Below are 17,109 nucleotides of genomic sequence, written 5' to 3'. Positions count from 1 at the left end.
GGACGCGGCCCGGCGCGGACGGGTCACGTCCGCCGATGCGGGTCCGGGCTCCGGCCGACCGGCTCGCGTGCTGCTCGGAGTCACGACGTGTCGGTTCGGTCCCCGATCCAGGCCGCTTCGAGGATCGCGGTCAGGCTGGCGGTGTCGGTCGAGCCGGGATGGTTCTGAATCAGGCGGGTGACGCCACCGGCCATCTCCGCGAAGCGGGGGAGGTCGGCGCGTGACACGCCGATGTCCGCCAAGGTGCGAGGGATGCCGATGTCGGCGAGGAGCCCGTCGAGCCAGATGAGGAACGCATCTGCCGCCTCGGCATCCGAGGCGCCGGTCACGTCGAGCCCGCACACCCGGGCGAGGACGGCCAACCGGTCGCCGACGGCATTCCTGGCCGCGTGCAGAGCGTAGGGCAGCAGCAGCCCGACGCCCAGGCCGTGCGGCGTGTGGGTGGCGGCGCCGATGGGGTATTGGAGGGCGTGCGGGGCCGCGGTGCCGGCGTGGGCGAACGCGAGCCCGGCCAGCATGGACCCATAGGACATGTCCGCGCGCGCGTCCGTGTCGCCTCCGTCCCGGACGGCGCGGCGCAAGCTGCGAGCGATGCGCTCCGCGGCCAGGAGCGCGTAGTGGTCGGTGATCGGGTTGCGGCCGAGAAAAACCTGTTCCACCGGATCGCGCGGTCCGTGGGTCCGGGCCCGTGCGGTGTAGCTCTCCACCGCGTGGCAGAACGCGTCGATGCCGGAGTGGGCGGTGACGGTCGCCGGGCAGGTGTAGGTGAGTTCGGGATCGACGATGGCGAAGTCGGGTACGAGGTGGACGCTGGAAACCCCGACCTTCAGCTCACGTTCCGGGTCGGTCAGAACGGAGACGGGTGTGAGCTCGGAACCGGTGCCTGACGTCGTCGGGACCGCGACGAGCGGAAACGTCGGGCCGGGCACCTTCGACTCGCCGTAGAAATCGCGCGGCGTCCCGCCATGGCGCCGGATCACGCCGACGATTTTGGCCAGGTCGATCACCGTGCCGCCACCGATGGCCAGGATCACGTCGGCGTCCACCTCGGCGGCGACCGAGACGGCCGAAGCGACATCGGCGAGGGGTACGTCCGGACTCGCGTCGGCGAACACCTCGACGAGCTCGACCTTCTTGCGTACGGCGGCCACGATCTCGGTTACGCCCGGCTGCGCCAGAAGAACCTGGTCGGTCACGATGAGGACCCGTGAGCCACTCTCGGCCACCACTCGTGGAATGTTCTGCGCGACTCCTTCGCCCACGATCAGTTGGCGTGGTCCGCGGACAGTCTCAAGCATGTCGGTGCCCTTCTGGCGCCCGGAGCGGCCGGCCGGTCACGGTAGGTCGATCGCCGCGTACGTGAGATCGAGGTACTCGAGGATGCCCTCGTGCGATCCCTCCTTGCCGATCCCGGACTGCTTCACGCCTCCGAACGGAGCTGACGGGTCCGATATCAGGCCACGGTTGATGCCGACCATCCCGGTATCCAGCCCCTCGGCGAATCGGAGCGCCCGCCGAAGGTCCCGGGTGAACACGTATCCGACCAGGCCGTGCTCGGTGTCGTTGGCCCTCCTCAGAACGTCGTCGTCGGACGTGAACGAGATGATCGGCGCCACCGGGCCGAAGATCTCCGCCCCCAGCATCAGCGCCCCGTCCGGCACGTCGACGAGGACCGTAGGCGGGTAAAAGTGGCCCGGCCCGGCCGGACGTTCACCGCCCACCACGACCCGGGCGCCGCGATCGACCGCGTCGGCCACGAGCTCGGCGATCCTGCTGACCGCGTTCTCGTCGATCAACGCGCCGACGTCCACGCCGTCGTCGAGACCGTGGCCCACCGAGAGCGCGGCCATCCGCTCGGCGAAGCGCGCCGTGAACTCCTCCCGCACCGGCTCCTCGACGTAGATCCGGTTGGCCGCGACGCAGGACTCCCCGATGTTGCGCATCTTGGCCACCATGGCGCCGTCGACCGCGACGTCCAGGTCGGCGTCGGCACACACGATCAGGGCCGCGTTGCCGCCCAGCTCCATGGAGGTGCGCAGCACGTTGTCCGCAGCCTGCCGTAGCAGCACACGCCCGACTTCGGTCGACCCGGTGAACGAGAGCTTGCGGGTACGGTTGTCGGCCAGCAGTGCCGAGACCACCGCGCCGGCGCGCGTGGTGGGCACCACGTTGACGACGCCCGGGGGAACGCCGACCTCCTCCATGATGCGGGCCAGGAACAGCATCGTGAGGGGCGTCTGGGAGGCCGGCTTGGTGATCGTCGTGCAACCTGCCGCGAGCGCAGGAGCGATCTTGCGGGCGCCCATGGCCAACGGAAAGTTCCAGGGCGTCACGAAGACACACGGTCCGACCGGCTTCGGCACGGTGAGAATGCGATATCCACCCGCGGGAGCGGTGCTGTAGCGCCCTTCGACGCGCACCGCCTCCTCGGCGAACCAGCGGAAGAACTCGGCGCCGTACGCCACCTCCGCCCGGGCCTCGGCGAGCGGCTTGCCCATCTCGAGCGTGATCAGCCGGGCGACGTCCTCGGACCGCTCGGTCAGTGCCCGGTACGTGGCGGTCAACATCTCCGACCGTTTCCGCGGCGGGGTGGCCGCCCACCGGGGCATCGCCTCGCTCGCCGCAGCCAGAGCGGCGAGCCCGTCGGCGACCCCGGCGTCCGCCACCTCGGCGATGGTCTTGCCGGTCGCCGGATCCTCGACGGTGAAGGTGGCGCCGCCAGTCGCGTCGCGCCACGTGTCGCCGATCCGGAGCCGTCGGTGTTCGGGAGCCGGAACGTTCACGCGATCACCGCCCGGCCCCGGACAGCGACAGCCCGGTGCCCGCATCGAACAGGTGCGCACGGTCCAGGTCGACCGTGACCCGCAGCCGTTCGCCCGGCGTACCGGTGACGGTGGGTCGTGCCTTGACCTTGAGGATCGTGGTGCCCACCCGAACGTCGACCACCGTCCGGTCGCCGAGCGGCTCGAGCCCGTAGAGCTCACCCGGCAACGACGCCTCCCCGCGCGTCTCGACGGACAGGTCCTCCGCGCGCAGGCCCAACAGCAACGTCCGACCGTCCTCGGCCGTGGTCCCGCGGGGCCGCGGCAGCGTCCAGCCTTCCGCACCGACCAGGCGGTCTCCCTCGGCGTGGCACGCGAGCAGGCTGATCGGGGGGCTTCCGACGAACTGTGCGACCCACTGGCTGACCGGACGCTCGTACACCTCGGCCGGCGTGCCGACCTGGTGCACCTTCCCCTCCTTGAGGACCGCGACCCGGTCGGCCATGGACAGGGCTTCGACCTGGTCGTTGGTCACGTAGACGAAGGTTGCGCCGAGGCCGCGGTGGATGCGGGTCAGCTCGGTACGCATCTCGACACGTAGCTTGAGGTCGAGGTTCGTCAGCGGCTCGTCCATGAGGAACGCGCGCGGGCTGCGGACCAGTGCCCGGGCCAGGGCGACCCGCTGCATCTCACCGCCCGACAACTGCGCGGGCCGACGCTGCAACAGGCGGTCGATGTGCAGCAGGTTCGAAACCCGCTCCACGGCAGTGGCGATCTCGCTCGCCGAGCAGCGGCGTGCCCGCAGCGGTGAGGCGATGTTCTCGTACGCGGTGAGTCGCGGGTAGAGGGCGTAGTTCTGGAAGACCATCGCCAGGTCGCGCGCGGCCGGGGCGTCACCGGTCGCGTCCCTTCCGTCGAGGTGCACCGACCCGGCGTCGAGCTTCTCGAGGCCGGCGATCGCCCGCAACGTCGTCGTCTTGCCGGCTCCGGAAGGCCCCAGGATGACGAAGAACGAGCCGTCCGGCACGTCCAGCGTCACCCCGTCCAGGGCCTGGACCCGGCCGAAGGACTTGCACAGCCCGTGCGCTGCGACGGTTCCCATCAGGCCACCAACTCTTCCGTGCGTACGTCGTAGACCGCCGGGGCTCCGCCGGTGTGCCGCAGCCCGACCTTCGCGTCGGCGGCGAAACGGACGGTCGACGGCATCCGCACCCGGACGTCCCGCTGACCGCCGTGGTCGACCACATAGATGACCTCGTCGCCGAGCCACTCCGCCGAGACCACCCGGGCCGGGACGGACCGTTCCGCCCCTGGTTCGGCGACTTCCAGCGCCTCCGGCCGGACGCCGGCGACCAGGCGGCGGTCGCGCGGCAGGCCCGGCGGTGGCGCGAGGGCCAGGCCGCCCTGACCGCAGAGCTTCCCGTCGGCCACCTCCACCTCGATCAGGTTCATCGGCGGGGAGCCGACGAACGCGGCGCAGAAGAGACTCGCCGGACGGTCGTAGACCTCCAGCGGCGTACCGATCTGCTCGACGCGGCCCCTGTTGAGGATGGCGATGCGGTGACCGAGCGACATCGCCTCGACCTGGTCGTGGGTGACGTAGACCATCGTCGTCCCCAGCTCTCCCTGCAGGTGCTTGATTTCCGTACGCATGTCCGCCCGCAGTTCCGCGTCCAGATTGGTGAGGGGCTCGTCCATGAGGAAGGCGCGCGGTCGTCGCACCAGGGCGCGAGCGAGCGCGACGCGCTGCTGCTCCCCGCCGGACAGCTGGCGGGGTCGCCGGTTCATCAGCGGGATGAGCCGCATCAGCCGGGCGGCCTCGTCGACCCGCTCACGCACCTCCGCCTTGGGCAGTCCCTCGGCCCGCAGGGGGAACGCCAGATTGTCGCGAGTCCTCAGATGCGGGTAGAGGGCGTAGAACTGGAACACCATGGCGATGTCCCGCTCGGCCGGCGGCAGGTCGTTGACCAGCGTGTCGCCGATGCGGATGTCGCCCGTCGTCTGCCTCTCCAGGCCGGCGATGGCCCGCAGCGTGGTCGTCTTGCCGCAACCCGACGGGCCGAGCATCACGAACAGCTCGCCGTCGCCGATGGACAGGTCCACGTGCTCGACCGCGACCGTCCCGTCCGGGTACCGCTTGTGCAGGGCGGTCACCTCGATGCCCGCCATCAGCGTCGCACCGCCCCGAGCGTCACGCCGGCGACGAGATGCTTGCGCACCAGGTAGGCGAAGATGAGTACCGGTAGGGCGAACACCACGGACGAGGCGGCCACCAGACCCCAGTCCACAGTGGTGCCACCGATGAGGCCGGCGATGGCCGGTGGCGCCGTCCGCACGTTCTCGCTGGACGTGAGGAAGATGGCGAACACGAACTCGTTCCACGAGAAGATGAGCGCGAAGACCGCCGTCGCGGCGATGCCCGGCACGAGCAGGGGGAGGGTGAACTTCCGGAACGCCTGCAAGCGGGTGTAGCCGTCGAGCATGGCCGCATCTTCATACTCCGCGGGCACCTCGTCGACGAACCCCTTCATCATCCAGATCGTGAACGGGACGTTGAACGCGGTGTAGATGAGGATCAGGCCGAGCGCGGTGTCGATGAGCCCGACGTAGCGGTACATCAGGAAGATCGGGACCACGACCACCACGGGCGGCATGAACCGGGTGGACAGGATGAAGAACAGTTGGTCCTTCTTGGCCCTCAAGGTGAAGCGCGAGTAGGCCCAGGCCGCCGGGACCCCGAGCACGGTGGCCAGCACCGTGGAGACCCCGGCGACGATGACGGAGTTGAGGAACGAGACCGACAAGGCTGAGCGACCGCCACCGGAGGCGATGAACACGTCCCTGTAGTGGTCCAGGGTGACCTCGAAGTCGAAGAACTTGGCCGGAACGGCGTAGACGTCCCGGTTCTCCTTGATGGACGTCTCGATCATCCACAGCACCGGGAAGAGCATCACGACGGCCAGCACGGTCAGCAGCGCGACCTCGAGCATGGCGCGGCCCCGGCCGCTACTGCGGCGCGCGGGCGGCGGGTGATCCTGGACGGGGCCCGGGGACACGGCCTCGTTGACGGAGACGGCCATCAGTCCTCCTTCAGCTTGCTCAGGTAACGCAGGTAGAGCTGCGTGAGGACGATCACGACGAGGACCATGAGAATCCCGTACGCCGAGGCGGTTCCGGTGTTGAAGCCCAGGAACGCGACCTTGTAGACGTGGAACGACAACGTTTCGGTGGAGACTCCCGGACCGCCGCTGGTGAGGATGTAGACGAGGTCGAACAGCCGGAAGGCCTCGATGGCCCGGAACAGCACGGCGATCAGGAGCAGCGGCCACACCAGCGGAAGAGTGATGGTGCGGAACCGGAACCACTCCGATGCCCGGTCGATCGAGGCGGCCTCGTACAGATACTTGGGCACCGCGGTGAGACCGGCCAGGGCGATGAGCATGATGAACGGCGTCCACTGCCAGGTGTCGACCACGATCAGCGAGATCAGTGCCGTGCGCTGCCGGGTGAGCCACTCCACCTGCCCCAGGCCGAGCGAGCCGAGCATGCTGTTGATGACGCCGAACTGCGCGTCCAGCATGAATCGCCAGAACAGCCCGACCACGACCGGTGACAGCATCATCGGGACCAGGAACAGCGTGGTCAGAAGTCCTCGCCCGCGCGTACGCCGGGAGATCAGGTAGGCGATGGTGAAGCCGAGCAGGGTCTGCAGGCCGACCGCGCCGACCACGTAGATCAACGTCGTCAAGGCCCGCAGGTGGACCTGCGCCGACGTCAGGATGGCGGTGTAGTTCCCGAACCAGACGAACTGGGGCGCGTCCCCGCGGGTGGCCGAGTAGTCGGTGAAGGACAGGTACAGCGCCCACAGCAACGGGAACACCGACATGGCGAGCAACAGCAGCAGCGCGGGGGAGATGAAGGCCACGGCGAGCCCGCGGTCGCTCAACCGGCTGGTCCGGCCCGGTGCCGGGGGCGTGGCCGGCGCCTCCTGCCCGGGACGGCCGGTCGACAGGTGGACGGGGGAACTCACAGTCCTCCGCCGCCCTTGCGGCCGCTGGAGTCGAGCACGTTCTGCTGGTCCCTGGCGATGTCGTCGAGTGCCTCCTTCGGCCTCTTCGCGCCGTTGAGTGCCGCGTTCACGTTGGTGTTCTCGATGTCGACGAGACGCGCGTACTCGGGGACGTTCCACATGTCGCGCATCCGCGGCACCGAGTCGGTGTAGACCTGGTTGAACGGCCCGGCGTTGAGGAACTCGGGCGACTCCAAGGCGTCCGTCCGGGACGGCACGCCACCGGCCGCGGCCCACTTCTTCTGGATGTCAGCCCGCTCGAACCACTTCATGAAGTTCAGGGCCTCCGCCTGGTTCGCCGCGGCGGAGTAGGCCGACACATGCATCCCCATCCCGCCGAGCGGCACCAGGTTCGTCTTCTGGCTCGGCAGGGTGGCGAAACCCAGCTTGTCGAGAATCTGTTCCCGGGTGGTGCCGAGCGTCGACTGCTTCGGGTCGAGCAGGCCGCCGCTTGCGGCGATCCAGTTGAATGCGATGCAGGCCTTGCCCTGGGCGACCGCCGCGTTCACCTCGTCGATGAACCAGTTGCCGGAGCCCTTGGCGGTCAGCGGCTTCATCTTGGTGACCAGGACGTTCATCGCCTCCTGGCCGGCGGCGTCGTTGAGGACGCCCTCGATCTTGCGCTCCTTGGCGTTCCAGAGGTTGCCGCCGTAGACGCCGTTGACCGTGTTGTAGGTGACGGCCGCGGCGTCGGACCCGTTGGCCTGGTGGAAGGCCAGCCCGCTGACGCCGGGATGGTCCGCCTGGCACTTCTCGGCGACGGAGATCATCTCGTCCCAGGTCTGCGGTGGCTTGTCGCCGATCAGATCCTTGCGGTAGATCATCGTCCAGGTGTCGCCGAGCAGCGGCAGCCCGTACAGGCTGGCGTTCTCGTCCCGCTGGCCGGTCTCGGCCTGGGGGAACTGGCCGTAGGCGGCCAGGAGGTACGGGTTGTAGGCGTTGACGTCGATGTTCGTCTTGACGAAATCGGTGAGGTCGAGGATGTTGCCGTTCGTCACGGCCTCGCCGATGTGTTGCGAGTCCAGGATCGCGATGTCGAAGTCGGTCTTGCGCGCGGCGAACTGGGTGAACATCGCGTCGTGCCAGTTCGCGTTCGGTACGGTGTTGACTTTGATGGTGGCGTTCGGCCGTTCCTTCTTGTACTCCGCGTTCGCGAAGGTTTCCAGCGCCTGGGCGGGGGGCCATTCGAACCAGATGAAGCTGAGGGTCAGCGGGTCCTTGGTGAGCTCCGGGATGGTTGCCGGCGCCTTGGGGGCGCTCGCCTTCGCGCCGTCGTCCTGGCCGTCGCCGCACGCCGCCGTGGTCGTGGCGACCAGCAGCATGGCCGCCGTCGCCAGATGGATCTTTCGGCCGGGGACGGGCAGTCGTCCCCTTCGCTTCGGATATCGCATTTTCTTGCCTGCTTTCTGGGTGGGAATTCCAGAGCCTCGCTTAGTGCTTCGCCGAGCAGTTGCCGGGTCGTTCAGGCGTGGTGCGGGGCTGTCGAAGGCCCCGACCCGCGGACCGGGCGGGAGCTCCAGGCGATCGAAGGAGAGCGATGGCGGGCGGTTCCGCGGTGGTGGGGAGACGGCGAGTATCCGCCACTTTTCCTATACGATCTAGTGAGAGCGTCAGCATGTCGCAGCGTTGTGACCGATGTCAACAGGCGTGCGAAGACGCAGGAAAGGGACCTCACGTGACGATGGACGACGAAGCGATCATCGCGCCTGACCGGGGCGCGGCGGCGGGCGGAGTGCTGCCGGGCAGATCTCGCGGCCGGCTCGCCGACGAGGTGTACGACACGCTGCTCGGGCAGTTGATGTCGCTACGGATCGAGCCGGGCTCCCGCGTCACGATCGACGTCCTGGCGCGAGAGCTGGGGGTCTCCCAGACGCCGATCCGGGACGCTCTGAACCGTATGGAGGCCGAGGGCCTGGTCGTGCGCGTGCCCCATGCGGGCTACCGCATTCCCCCGCAGATCACCCGCCACCGATTCGAGGACATGCTCGAGGTGCGCCTGCTCCTCGAGCCGGCGGCGGCGCGCAGATCCGCTGAACGCGCGTCCCTGGAACAGGTGGCCGGTCTGCGCCGAATGCTGAAGGAGATGGCCGAGCTGGAGGAGGGCAACGGGCCCACGGCCTACGGCGCCTTCGGGCTACGCGACGCCGCCTTCCACGACCTCGTCGCCCTGAGCGCGGAGAACCAGGTCATCCGTGAGGCGCTCGCTCGTCTGCACAGTCACGTGCACCTCTTCCGGCTGCACCGCGACACCCAGGTCACCCACCTGGCCATGGCCGAGCACGAGGAGATCGTGGCCGCGATCGCCGCGCGTGACCCGGACGCGGCCGCCTACGCGATGCGTCGGCACATCTCGCGGTCCGGCGAGCGTTTCCGCCGATTGTTCGACGAGGTCGAGGGCGCGGACGGGGGGACGGCAGAGGCTTGACGGGCGTGCCGGCCCGAGGAATGCTGACTCACACCAGATCGGATCGGATTGGATCTACCTCACGCCCCCACATGCGAGGAGAAGCAGGTGCCCAGAGCGCTGCTCATGACCGGCGACGCCGCCGAGGAACTCGACACCATGTATCCCTACTACCGCGTGCAGGAGGGCGGTTGGGACGTTGACGTCGCGTCACGGACGACGCGCGACGTGCAACTGGTCATCCACGAGTTCGACCCCAACTCCGACGCCTACGTGGAGAAGAACGGCCGGAAGCTGCCGGTCGACGTGCCCTGGGCCGACGTTGACGTCGAGCGCTACGACGCGCTCATCATCCCCGGGGGACGGGCCCCCGAGTGGATCCGGGTCGACGCCGACGTCCGGCGCATCACCGAGCACTTCTTCGCGCGCAACCTGCCCATCGCGCTGGTGTGCCACGGCGCGCAGGTGCCGGCCGTGTACGGGCTGCTGAAGGGCCGGAGGACGGCGTGCTTCCCCCCGATCACCGGTGACATGGAGAACGCGGGCGCGACGGTCATCGACGCTCCCGACGTCGTGGACGGCAACCTCGTCTCCTGCCGGGGGTGGCCCGACATGCCGCAATTCGGCCGGGCGATGATGGAGGTCTTCTCGAAGTCCGTCAACTCCGCATCGGCATGAGCGCAGCCGGCCTGTCCCGGTGACGACACGTCGGACCGTCACGGTCGACGGCTCTCCCGTCCACGTCCTGGAGAGCGGCGCCGGGCCCACGGTGCTGATGCTGCACGGCTCCGGACCCGGCACGACCGGGTCCGGCGCCTGGTCGACGACCGCGCAGGCGCTGGGCCCGTCCCGACACGTGGTGGCTCCGGACCACGCGGGATTCGGCCGTACCCCCGTCCCGGCGGGCTACAGGGGCGGGCTCCGGCTGTGGACGGAGCAGGCCGCGGGCCTGATGGATGCTCTCGATGTTGATTCCTACGCCGTGGTGGGTCACTCCATGGGCGGTGCCGTGGCGCTGGCGTTGGCGGCCGCGCGCCCCCGGCAGGTCACCCGGGTCGTGGCGGTCTCGACGATGGGCGCCCCCGGGGCGCCGCTGTCCGCCGACCTCGACGCGATCTGGGCCGCCCCGGCCGGCCCGCGCGGGGCGCGAGACATGTTGAGCCGCCTCGTCCTCGACCAGGCGCTCGTGACCGACGCGGCCGTCGATGCCCGGGCGGCTGCGATGCGAGCGGGGGAGGCCGCGTTCGCGTCGTTGTTCCCTCCGCCGAGGGCGCGGTGGGCCGACGCGCTCGCCCTCTCGGCGCAGACGCTCGCTGCGGTCCGCGCGCCGGTGCTGCTCGTCCACGGGGCCGAGGACCGGGTCACTCCGCTCCGGACGGCCGCCCTGCCCCTGCTCGACCACCTGGCGGACGTCCGTCTGCACGTGCTCGGCCGATGCGGTCACGTGCCGGCGATCGAGCACCCGTACGCGTTCCGGGAACTCCTGTCGTGCTTCCTCGGCCGGGACCGAGGTCACTGATACCGCGACGGGCTTCTAGCGCATCATCAGCTCGATCGTCGGGTTCGGTCCCGGCTCCGGCGGCAGGCCCAGGTGCTCGACCGATCCGTCGACGAGGCCCACCATCAGCGACACAAGGCCACCCTCGTGTTCCCACCAGTCGCCGTTCGACGTATGGACGACGGCCGGCCACCGGTCGGGGTCCGGGCCGTTCCTGCGCCAGAAGAAGAGATCCCCCTCGTTGGATTCGCCCCACGGAAACAGCCCACCCTCGTGCGGATGGAACGTGTAGTCCTCCGTCATGCCGCGCTCGGCCAGGCGGTCCATCATCTCGAGTGTCTCGAACGCTCCGCGAAGGTAACCACTCTCGTCACCTGGTTCGGGCACCACAATCATCATGAAGTCGTCGTACGACAGAGCCGGATAATGATCCACGTACGCGCGGTAGTCCGCCGGGAACGTGATCCCCAGGTGGGTCCGCAGCAAATGCCAGTCGACGGGCCGCACGGTTGCCGACCGATGAGGCAGCAGCGCCGGCGCGACACGCTCCAGGTCACCCAGCGTCAGCATCCGTTCCCCAGGACCGGCGTGGCCGGGATGAGCTCGCCGAACAAGACCTCACCGCTCTTCGTCAGGTAGGCGGGCCAGGTGGATCCCAGAGGGCCCGCCATCTGTCCGCAGTGGAGGACGATCGCCTGATCGCCGAGGTGCGAGCAACGATGTTCGCACACGTCTCGTCCCGGCCGGGAGATGGCCTGATGCCGGTGGCGACCAGGCTCATGGCACTACCGCTAGCGGCTACCGGCCCGGACGCCGATTCGGGCTTTGCCTTGGTACATGGCCTGGTCGGCGAGGGCCAGTACCTCGTCGGCGCACCGGCCCGGCTCGTGGACGGCCCAGCCGACCGTTCCGCCGGCGTGGATGAGCCCAGCGCCGGTTCGGAAGGGCAACTCGAACGAGGCCCGAATGGCGGCGGCCATCGGCGCCGGGTCGGCGGTGGTCAGCACGACGAACTCGTCCCCGCCCAGCCGGGCCACGGTGGCTTCCGGGCCGCAGGTGTGCCGCAGCCGGTCGGCCACCCTGATCAGCAGGTCGTCGCCGGCCGCGTGCCCCAGGGTGTCGTTGACGTGCTTGAACCCGTCCAGGTCGACGAGCAGGACGGCGTACGACTCGCCGGCCTCGGCGAACCGCTGCCACAGCAGGGCCCGGTTGGGCAGGCCGGTCAGGGTGTCGTGGAAGGCGGTGTGGTGCAGGTGCGCCTCGTATTCGCGCTGCGCCGTGACATCGAGCAACGCGTACACCGTGCCCTGCTCGATCGGTACCGGCTCGACCCGGACCCTCGCGTCGGAGCCGTCCGGCCGGGTCAGGGTGATCTCGTCGGCCCCCGCCGTCCGCAGCGCGTCGTCCAGCCGCTCGGCGCCGGTCAGTGCGGCCGCGGCCGGGTTCGCCAGCACCACGCCGCCGTCCGTGCCGGTCACCACGACCGGGAACGGCAGCCGGTTCAGCACCTCGCCGAGCAGTGCGTTCTGCTCGCGCTGGTGCTCCTGCAACTTGAGCAGCATGTGCTGCATGCCGAAGATGGCCATCCCCATGAACGGCAGCGACAGGATCACGCCCGGGTCGGGGTTGATGCCCGGCACCGTCGCGTCGGCGGTGATCCAGACCGCGACCAGGCCGACGACGAAGGGGAGCAGCCGGGGCAGCGTCCGGGTCGCCGCGCGGAACATCACCGCCGGGAACATGATCGGTGCGACCACGTCGATGTCCCGGATCTGCGCGTAGACGAGGAAGAGGCCGATCAGCTCGGCCGCGTCCGTCAGGTAGGACACCGGGCGGCCCCGCCGTACCTCCACGATGCGCAGCACCACCATGCACACGATCACCGCAGTGCTCGTCGCGATGGCCGTGGTGGACAGGTGCGAGGTGACCACGCGTACCAGGGAGGGCAGCGTGGACAGCAGGAACATGACCAGGAAGAACAACCGCAGCGAGCGCAAGGGCTCACGGCGGACCGCGGTGACGAGACGGGCGACCACGAGAACAGGCTCCGGTGCCCGGGTTGCCGCGCGGGTTCAACGGCGGCGCAACCGGGGCGTACCGCAGTCGTGGGGGTCTTGTGAGCTGGCGGGACGCACGGGGCTGTGCGACGTCAATGCGGGAGCGTGCGCCGAGCAGGATCATCACGTGGGTGGTCCGCCATCGGGGTGATGCATGCATCGTGCCGATGACTGCGCGATTCGCTCGCTGCGGTGAGTTTCGGCACGCAGTCCACGTTCGGATGTCCGCGCGGCCACCTACGGCTGGTCGCTGATGTCATCGACCCACGCTGGTAGCGGCTCACACGCGCTCAGCCAGTCGGCGGGTACCCGGGTCAGTCCCTTACGACCGCCGATGATTCCGCCCACCATGGCGCAGGTGGTGTCCATGTCGCCGCCGGGCAGGGCGGTCGCCCACAGCGCCTCGGTGAGATCGTCGAGGTGGGTGGCGGCGGACCAGATCGCGTACGGAACCGTGTCGACGGCCGAGATCTGCTCGCCGCAGCCGAGCATCCCGGCAACATGACGAGGATCGGACGATGACGCGATTCGGTCGGCGCGCCGCAGTCGCGATGCGACCTCGCTGTCCGGCACCCAGTCGATGACCGCCGCGATGAGATCGTGGCCCGAGACGCCACGTACGCTCAACGCCGCCGCGACCGCTACGGCCACGGCTCCCGCAGTAGCCTCCGGATGGGCGTGAGTAACTGCGGCCGACCGGGCCGCCTCGGCCACAACCGTGTCGAGATCGTCAGCGAACCACGCTCCGAGCGGAGCCACTCGCATAGCCGCACCGTTGCCCCACGACCCCATCCCGTCGAACTGGCGCCGGGTCACGGCCTCCCAGTCCTCGTCCTGGCCGATTGCCTGCAGTACGTCGTGCATCGATGCGCCGTAGCAGCGATACGGGTCGGCGGCGTAGGCGCCCGCGAACGCCGCGGCCAGAGCGTCCTGATCGACGCGGTCATGCCGGTGCAGGATCTGCAGCAGTGACAGCGCCATGGCGGTGTCGTCGGTCCACGACCACTGTCCATCCTTGACTCGCCGCTCAACCAGTGCGGTCTCCACCACGTCGGCGGGACGGAAGAACCACGTCTCACCGAACGCGTCGCCCAACGCAAGACCCCGCATCGCCGACACCGCCGCTGCCCGATTCGCCATCGAACGATGATCGCCCAATTGGCCCCGGCAGTTCCACCTGGATTTGACCGGCGCGTGCCCGCTGAAACGCGATCCGGTCGAAGGCCGGCCGACACACCGGTCGCCGGCTGCCGGCACTGTCTGCAGGTCGCTAACGGGTGTAGGCCGGGACAGTCGCGGCCCCGCGATCGGCACCGACGTACACGGCGAACCACCGGACGAGGCGCCACACATCGCGGTCGACACCACCACCGTGCGTCGAATGTTTTAAGGCAATCCCCATAGCCCGTCGTGCGGACGGTTCGTCAGCCGGAGCGACGCTCCCAAGGACGCGGGGTCCATCGATTGACGTCCAGGTAGGTGGTGAGCCTCGGAAGTGCCGTCGTGCCTCCACTTTGTTACAGTTCGTCCTGCGCCAGCTCCCACAACTCCTGGAACCGTTCGATGGCATTCGGCCGCAACGTGCGAAGACGGCGCAACAGTGCCTGAGACACGAGCTCCGTGACGGCGCCCATCTCCGAGCGGGCATCCTCGACCAGGCGCCAGACGGATACTTCGTCCACGAGCTGGCTGTACGAGACTCCGTATGCACTGTCATGCCGCAAGAAAGCGCCGGTCTGCGGAGACCCGCTAACCAAGTGTGCGTCAAACGGCCAAGTAAGGGTGTTGCGGTCCTCCCTTCCCCGGTTCGGTCGGCGCTCGTGGCGGTTTGTGGTGGAGCGTGCTGAACCCCAACTGCACCGGTGACGATCCCCGTTGCGCCTCGGCGGGCCGGGGTTTGCGCCGAACTGGTCCGTATCGGCCGCCATAGTCGCCGCTACCACTCGGGGGAGTCGTCATGTGTCAGCGTTGTGAAGGCAAGCACCAGTCCGGGCGCCGGGTCGGTGGATGGTTCGCGGTGGTCGCGCTGGGGGCGGTCGGGGCCGGCCTGACCGGTACCGGGGTGTTCGCGTCGTGGGTCAGCACCAGCGCGATGCAGACCGGCGACCACAGCGCCGCGGCGATGGGCCTCACCCACACCGACACCAACGGCACCACCTTCACCAGCGGTGTCGCGAACATGCTGCCCGGTGATTATCTGTACCGGTACGCCAACCTGGTCAACACCGGCACGGTGACCGAGTCGTTCAGCGCCGCCGTGACCGGCACGGGCACGCTGGCCGGCGCAGGCGGCCTGCGCCTGGCCGTGGACGCATGCTCGCTTGCGTGGGCCGGCGACGGGTCGTGTTCCGGCTCCACCACGCCCATCGTGACCGTACGCGACGTGGCCACCGCCGGCACCGTTGCGCTGGGCGACATCGCGGCCGGGGCCACCAGTCACCTCCGGTACCGGTTCGTTCTGGACGCGGGCGCCGATCAGGCGACGTTCCAGGGCGCCACCGGCAAGATCAACGTCGCGATCACCGGTACGACCACGGCGGTCGGGAACCGAGACCGTACGAGCGGCTGATGTCGACCGCGACCAACGCGGTGTGCCCGGCCGTCGGGCGGCGCCGGGCCGCCCGCTGCTTGGTGCTACTCGTCGTCCTGCTGGCGACCATCGCCGTGCGGGCCGCGCCGGCCGCCGCGTCCTGGGCGACACAGGCCGCCTGGCAGTCCGGCACGGTGGGCATGGCCCGCGCGCAGTACACGCTGTCCGGCTCCGACGCGGCGGCCTTCACCACGTCGTTCTCCCTCGTCGAAGCACTGACCGTCGAGTACTTCACGATCACCAACACCGGATCGACCGCGGCGACGTTCACCGGCGCGGTGACCCACTCGGCGGGCGCCGGTCCGCTACAGCTGAGCGTCTGGTCCTGCCCGACCGCGTTCACCGTGCTCGGTAGCTGCCCGGGCGGCGCGACGGTCCTGGTGGCCGGCGCCGCGATGGGGAACCGCCCGCCGATCAACTTCGGGGGGACGGCCGCTGCCAACGCAACGCTGGCGGCCGGCACCAGCCGGTTCCTGAAAGTGCACGTGAACAGCCTGCTCGTCGGGGGCTGGGCAAAGATCGGGATGGGCAGCGCGGTGTTGCCCGCCGGTGGGCGGAACCGTACGCAGGGATGACCCGAGGAGACCACTGATGCGCCGCACCAGACTGCACCGCTTGGTGCTCGGCACCGCCTTCGTCGCCGTGCTGTTGTTCGCCTGCGCCTCGATCGCGGCGATGCTCACCCACGCCCGGGTGCTGCCCGTGCTCTCCGGCTCGATGGCTCCCACCATCGACGTCAACTCGCTGGTGGTCACCCGCCCGGTCGACGCCGGCCAGCTCCGTGTCGGGGACGTGGCCGTGTACGCCCGCCCCGGCAGCACCGACCTGGTGATGCACCGGGTGGTCGAGATCGGTGTCGTCGACGGCGCACGCATCCTCCACACCCGGGGCGACGCGAATGCCGCCGACGATCCGTGGACCATCGACACCAGCCGCTCCGTCATACATCGCGTCGAAGCGGCGGTTCCGCACATCGGACGGCTCTACCGGGTCGTGCACGCCAGCGTGCAGTCTCCCACCGCGGCGCTGTCCTGGGTCGGGCTGTTCGTGCTCCTGTCCGCCGCCGCCGTGTTCAGCCGCCGCCGCCGACCCACCTGTGACGACGGCGACCCGGTAGCCGCAAAGCCCTCCCTGGCCGCCGGCCTAGATCTGGCCACCGCCGAGGATCTGCGTCACCGTCTGGCCGCAATCATCGGTTACAGCGAAATCCTCACCGAACACCACGACGACCGCCCGGCCATGGACGTACAGATGGCCACCACGGTGCACGACCATGCCCGACGGCTCTGCGCCTCGCTAGAAGACCTCGAGATCCTGACCGCAGCCGGACGGTGAGAGCGCGGTCTACCTCGAGGGGGAGCCGCGCGACGACGAACGGCTCTTCGAACAGATCATGTGGAACATCAGCACTCCCGGGGCCTCGCTCGTCCTCGGCGGATACGGCAGCTCGAACACCGGCGGGCTGGGTGTTCCGGTGGAGGCCGACGACGGGGAGGTGCTGCTCGCCGAGTTCTATCTCCACGACGTTATGGTCGACGGTGAGCCGCAGACCGAGTTCGTGACGCTTTACTACGTGACCACCAGGGATACTCTCGCCGCCCGTGACTTCGACAGGGTGGGCATGTCGATGGACTTTCTGGGCTGAGGCGGTCCGGCACCCGGCCCGGCATCGGTCAACGTACCGGAGAGCCGTCGCCGCGCCTGGGCACAGGAGTCGTGTCAGGCTTGC

General features: G+C 69.3%; 18 protein-coding genes. 7 read left to right on the top strand and 11 right to left on the bottom strand.

Annotation, left to right across the window (positions count from 1 at the left end; translation table 11 throughout):
* Nucleotides 1–80: 80 nt before the first annotated feature.
* The 7 genes from LDL48_RS36995 to LDL48_RS36965 are packed head-to-tail and all read right to left on the bottom strand — an operon-like array spanning nt 81 to nt 8,222.
* On the bottom strand, nt 81–1,298 hold the full coding sequence (locus LDL48_RS36995) for an iron-containing alcohol dehydrogenase (protein ID WP_225259820.1): 1,218 nt from the start codon (nt 1,296–1,298) through the stop codon (nt 81–83).
* Nucleotides 1,299–1,334: 36 nt separating this feature from the next.
* Nucleotides 1,335–2,828: an NAD-dependent succinate-semialdehyde dehydrogenase gene (locus LDL48_RS36990; RefSeq protein WP_225259819.1), complete on the bottom strand. Its 1,494-nt coding sequence runs from the start codon at nt 2,826–2,828 to the stop codon at nt 1,335–1,337.
* Nucleotides 2,788–3,864 carry an ABC transporter ATP-binding protein gene (locus LDL48_RS36985; protein WP_225259818.1) on the bottom strand — a complete coding sequence of 359 codons (1,077 nt, stop codon included), beginning with the start codon at nt 3,862–3,864 and terminating at the stop codon, nt 2,788–2,790. Before LDL48_RS36985 ends, LDL48_RS36990 begins: the two co-directional genes overlap by 41 nt.
* Nucleotides 3,864–4,931, bottom strand: a complete 1,068-nt coding sequence (locus tag LDL48_RS36980; RefSeq protein ID WP_225259817.1) for an ABC transporter ATP-binding protein — start codon at nt 4,929–4,931, stop codon at nt 3,864–3,866. Before LDL48_RS36980 ends, LDL48_RS36985 begins: the two co-directional genes overlap by 1 nt.
* A complete protein-coding gene (locus LDL48_RS36975; RefSeq protein ID WP_225259816.1) occupies nt 4,931–5,842 on the bottom strand; it encodes a carbohydrate ABC transporter permease in 912 nt (303 codons plus the stop codon). Before LDL48_RS36975 ends, LDL48_RS36980 begins: the two co-directional genes overlap by 1 nt.
* Nucleotides 5,842–6,792: a carbohydrate ABC transporter permease gene (locus LDL48_RS36970; protein ID WP_225259815.1), complete on the bottom strand. Its 951-nt coding sequence runs from the start codon at nt 6,790–6,792 to the stop codon at nt 5,842–5,844. The genes LDL48_RS36975 and LDL48_RS36970 overlap by 1 nt, the downstream gene beginning before the upstream one ends.
* The gene (locus tag LDL48_RS36965; RefSeq protein ID WP_225259814.1) at nt 6,789–8,222 is read right to left on the bottom strand and encodes an extracellular solute-binding protein; all 1,434 of its coding nucleotides are present in this window, start codon (nt 8,220–8,222) and stop codon (nt 6,789–6,791) included. The genes LDL48_RS36970 and LDL48_RS36965 overlap by 4 nt, the downstream gene beginning before the upstream one ends.
* 290 nt (nt 8,223–8,512) lie before the next feature.
* Here LDL48_RS36965 and LDL48_RS36960 point away from each other — a divergent pair, with 290 nt between their 5' ends.
* The 3 genes from LDL48_RS36960 to LDL48_RS36950 all read left to right on the top strand — a co-directional run bounded on the left by LDL48_RS36960 (nt 8,513) and on the right by LDL48_RS36950 (nt 10,754).
* Nucleotides 8,513–9,256 (top strand): GntR family transcriptional regulator, encoded by a 744-nt coding sequence (locus tag LDL48_RS36960; protein ID WP_225259847.1) that lies wholly within the window; start codon nt 8,513–8,515, stop codon nt 9,254–9,256.
* A gap of 105 nt (nt 9,257–9,361) precedes the next feature.
* Nucleotides 9,362–9,913: a DJ-1/PfpI family protein gene (locus LDL48_RS36955; protein WP_225259813.1), complete on the top strand. Its 552-nt coding sequence runs from the start codon at nt 9,362–9,364 to the stop codon at nt 9,911–9,913.
* A gap of 19 nt (nt 9,914–9,932) precedes the next feature.
* A complete protein-coding gene (locus tag LDL48_RS36950) occupies nt 9,933–10,754 on the top strand; it encodes an alpha/beta fold hydrolase (protein WP_225259812.1) in 822 nt (273 codons plus the stop codon).
* A 15-nt stretch (nt 10,755–10,769) separates the two neighbouring features.
* Here LDL48_RS36950 and LDL48_RS36945 read toward each other — a convergent pair whose 3' ends face one another.
* From LDL48_RS36945 to LDL48_RS36930, 4 genes are all read right to left on the bottom strand, one after another.
* The gene (locus tag LDL48_RS36945) at nt 10,770–11,303 is read right to left on the bottom strand and encodes an SMI1/KNR4 family protein (RefSeq protein WP_225259811.1); all 534 of its coding nucleotides are present in this window, start codon (nt 11,301–11,303) and stop codon (nt 10,770–10,772) included.
* Between the two features lie 221 nt (nt 11,304–11,524).
* Nucleotides 11,525–12,769, bottom strand: coding sequence for a diguanylate cyclase domain-containing protein (locus LDL48_RS44820; protein WP_225259810.1), 1,245 nt, complete (start codon nt 12,767–12,769; stop codon nt 11,525–11,527).
* A gap of 258 nt (nt 12,770–13,027) precedes the next feature.
* Entirely contained in the window at nt 13,028–13,930 is a 903-nt protein-coding gene (locus LDL48_RS36935; protein ID WP_225259809.1) for an ADP-ribosylglycohydrolase family protein, read from the bottom strand.
* A 377-nt stretch (nt 13,931–14,307) separates the two neighbouring features.
* The gene (locus LDL48_RS36930) at nt 14,308–14,472 is read right to left on the bottom strand and encodes a hypothetical protein (RefSeq protein WP_225259808.1); all 165 of its coding nucleotides are present in this window, start codon (nt 14,470–14,472) and stop codon (nt 14,308–14,310) included.
* A gap of 275 nt (nt 14,473–14,747) precedes the next feature.
* On the opposite strand from LDL48_RS36930, the gene LDL48_RS36925 reads away from it, so the two are divergent.
* From LDL48_RS36925 to LDL48_RS36910, 4 genes are read left to right on the top strand one after another with little or no spacing between them, the layout of a single operon-like run.
* Nucleotides 14,748–15,359 carry a CalY family protein gene (locus tag LDL48_RS36925; RefSeq protein WP_225259807.1) on the top strand — a complete coding sequence of 204 codons (612 nt, stop codon included), beginning with the start codon at nt 14,748–14,750 and terminating at the stop codon, nt 15,357–15,359.
* On the top strand, nt 15,359–15,955 hold the full coding sequence (locus LDL48_RS36920; RefSeq protein WP_225259806.1) for a hypothetical protein: 597 nt from the start codon (nt 15,359–15,361) through the stop codon (nt 15,953–15,955). The genes LDL48_RS36925 and LDL48_RS36920 overlap by 1 nt, the downstream gene beginning before the upstream one ends.
* A gap of 16 nt (nt 15,956–15,971) precedes the next feature.
* The gene (locus LDL48_RS36915; RefSeq protein ID WP_225259805.1) at nt 15,972–16,715 is read left to right on the top strand and encodes a signal peptidase I; all 744 of its coding nucleotides are present in this window, start codon (nt 15,972–15,974) and stop codon (nt 16,713–16,715) included.
* Nucleotides 16,716–16,773: 58 nt separating this feature from the next.
* Complete coding sequence (locus LDL48_RS36910; RefSeq protein WP_225259804.1) at nt 16,774–17,025, top strand: hypothetical protein; 252 nt, start codon at nt 16,774–16,776, stop codon at nt 17,023–17,025.
* Nucleotides 17,026–17,109 lie beyond the last annotated feature (84 nt).

This window comes from Jidongwangia harbinensis (assembly GCF_020216025.1).
Taxonomy (GTDB): domain Bacteria; phylum Actinomycetota; class Actinomycetes; order Mycobacteriales; family Micromonosporaceae; genus Actinoplanes; species Actinoplanes harbinensis.
Note: the sequence above shows the minus strand (reverse complement) of the source record. Positions and strands in the feature narration are given on the sequence as shown.

Bases quoted from the DNA above. Each gene is read 5' to 3' on its own strand.
- LDL48_RS36915 (WP_225259805.1), top strand. From the start codon at position 15,972: ATGCGCCGCACCAGACTGCACCGCTTGGTGCTCGGCACCGCCTTCGTC.
- LDL48_RS36990 (WP_225259819.1), bottom strand. From the start codon at position 2,828: ATGCGGGCACCGGGCTGTCGCTGTCCGGGGCCGGGCGGTGATCGCGTG.
- LDL48_RS36995 (WP_225259820.1), bottom strand. From the start codon at position 1,298: ATGCTTGAGACTGTCCGCGGACCACGCCAACTGATCGTGGGCGAAGGA.
- LDL48_RS36965 (WP_225259814.1), bottom strand. From the start codon at position 8,222: ATGCGATATCCGAAGCGAAGGGGACGACTGCCCGTCCCCGGCCGAAAG.
- LDL48_RS36980 (WP_225259817.1), bottom strand. From the start codon at position 4,931: ATGGCGGGCATCGAGGTGACCGCCCTGCACAAGCGGTACCCGGACGGG.
- LDL48_RS36985 (WP_225259818.1), bottom strand. From the start codon at position 3,864: ATGGGAACCGTCGCAGCGCACGGGCTGTGCAAGTCCTTCGGCCGGGTC.
- LDL48_RS36960 (WP_225259847.1), top strand. From the start codon at position 8,513: ATGGACGACGAAGCGATCATCGCGCCTGACCGGGGCGCGGCGGCGGGC.
- LDL48_RS36945 (WP_225259811.1), bottom strand. From the start codon at position 11,303: ATGCTGACGCTGGGTGACCTGGAGCGTGTCGCGCCGGCGCTGCTGCCT.
- LDL48_RS36975 (WP_225259816.1), bottom strand. From the start codon at position 5,842: ATGGCCGTCTCCGTCAACGAGGCCGTGTCCCCGGGCCCCGTCCAGGAT.
- LDL48_RS36935 (WP_225259809.1), bottom strand. From the start codon at position 13,930: ATGGCGAATCGGGCAGCGGCGGTGTCGGCGATGCGGGGTCTTGCGTTG.
- LDL48_RS36925 (WP_225259807.1), top strand. From the start codon at position 14,748: ATGTGTCAGCGTTGTGAAGGCAAGCACCAGTCCGGGCGCCGGGTCGGT.
- LDL48_RS36955 (WP_225259813.1), top strand. From the start codon at position 9,362: ATGACCGGCGACGCCGCCGAGGAACTCGACACCATGTATCCCTACTAC.
- LDL48_RS36920 (WP_225259806.1), top strand. From the start codon at position 15,359: ATGTCGACCGCGACCAACGCGGTGTGCCCGGCCGTCGGGCGGCGCCGG.
- LDL48_RS36910 (WP_225259804.1), top strand. From the start codon at position 16,774: ATGTGGAACATCAGCACTCCCGGGGCCTCGCTCGTCCTCGGCGGATAC.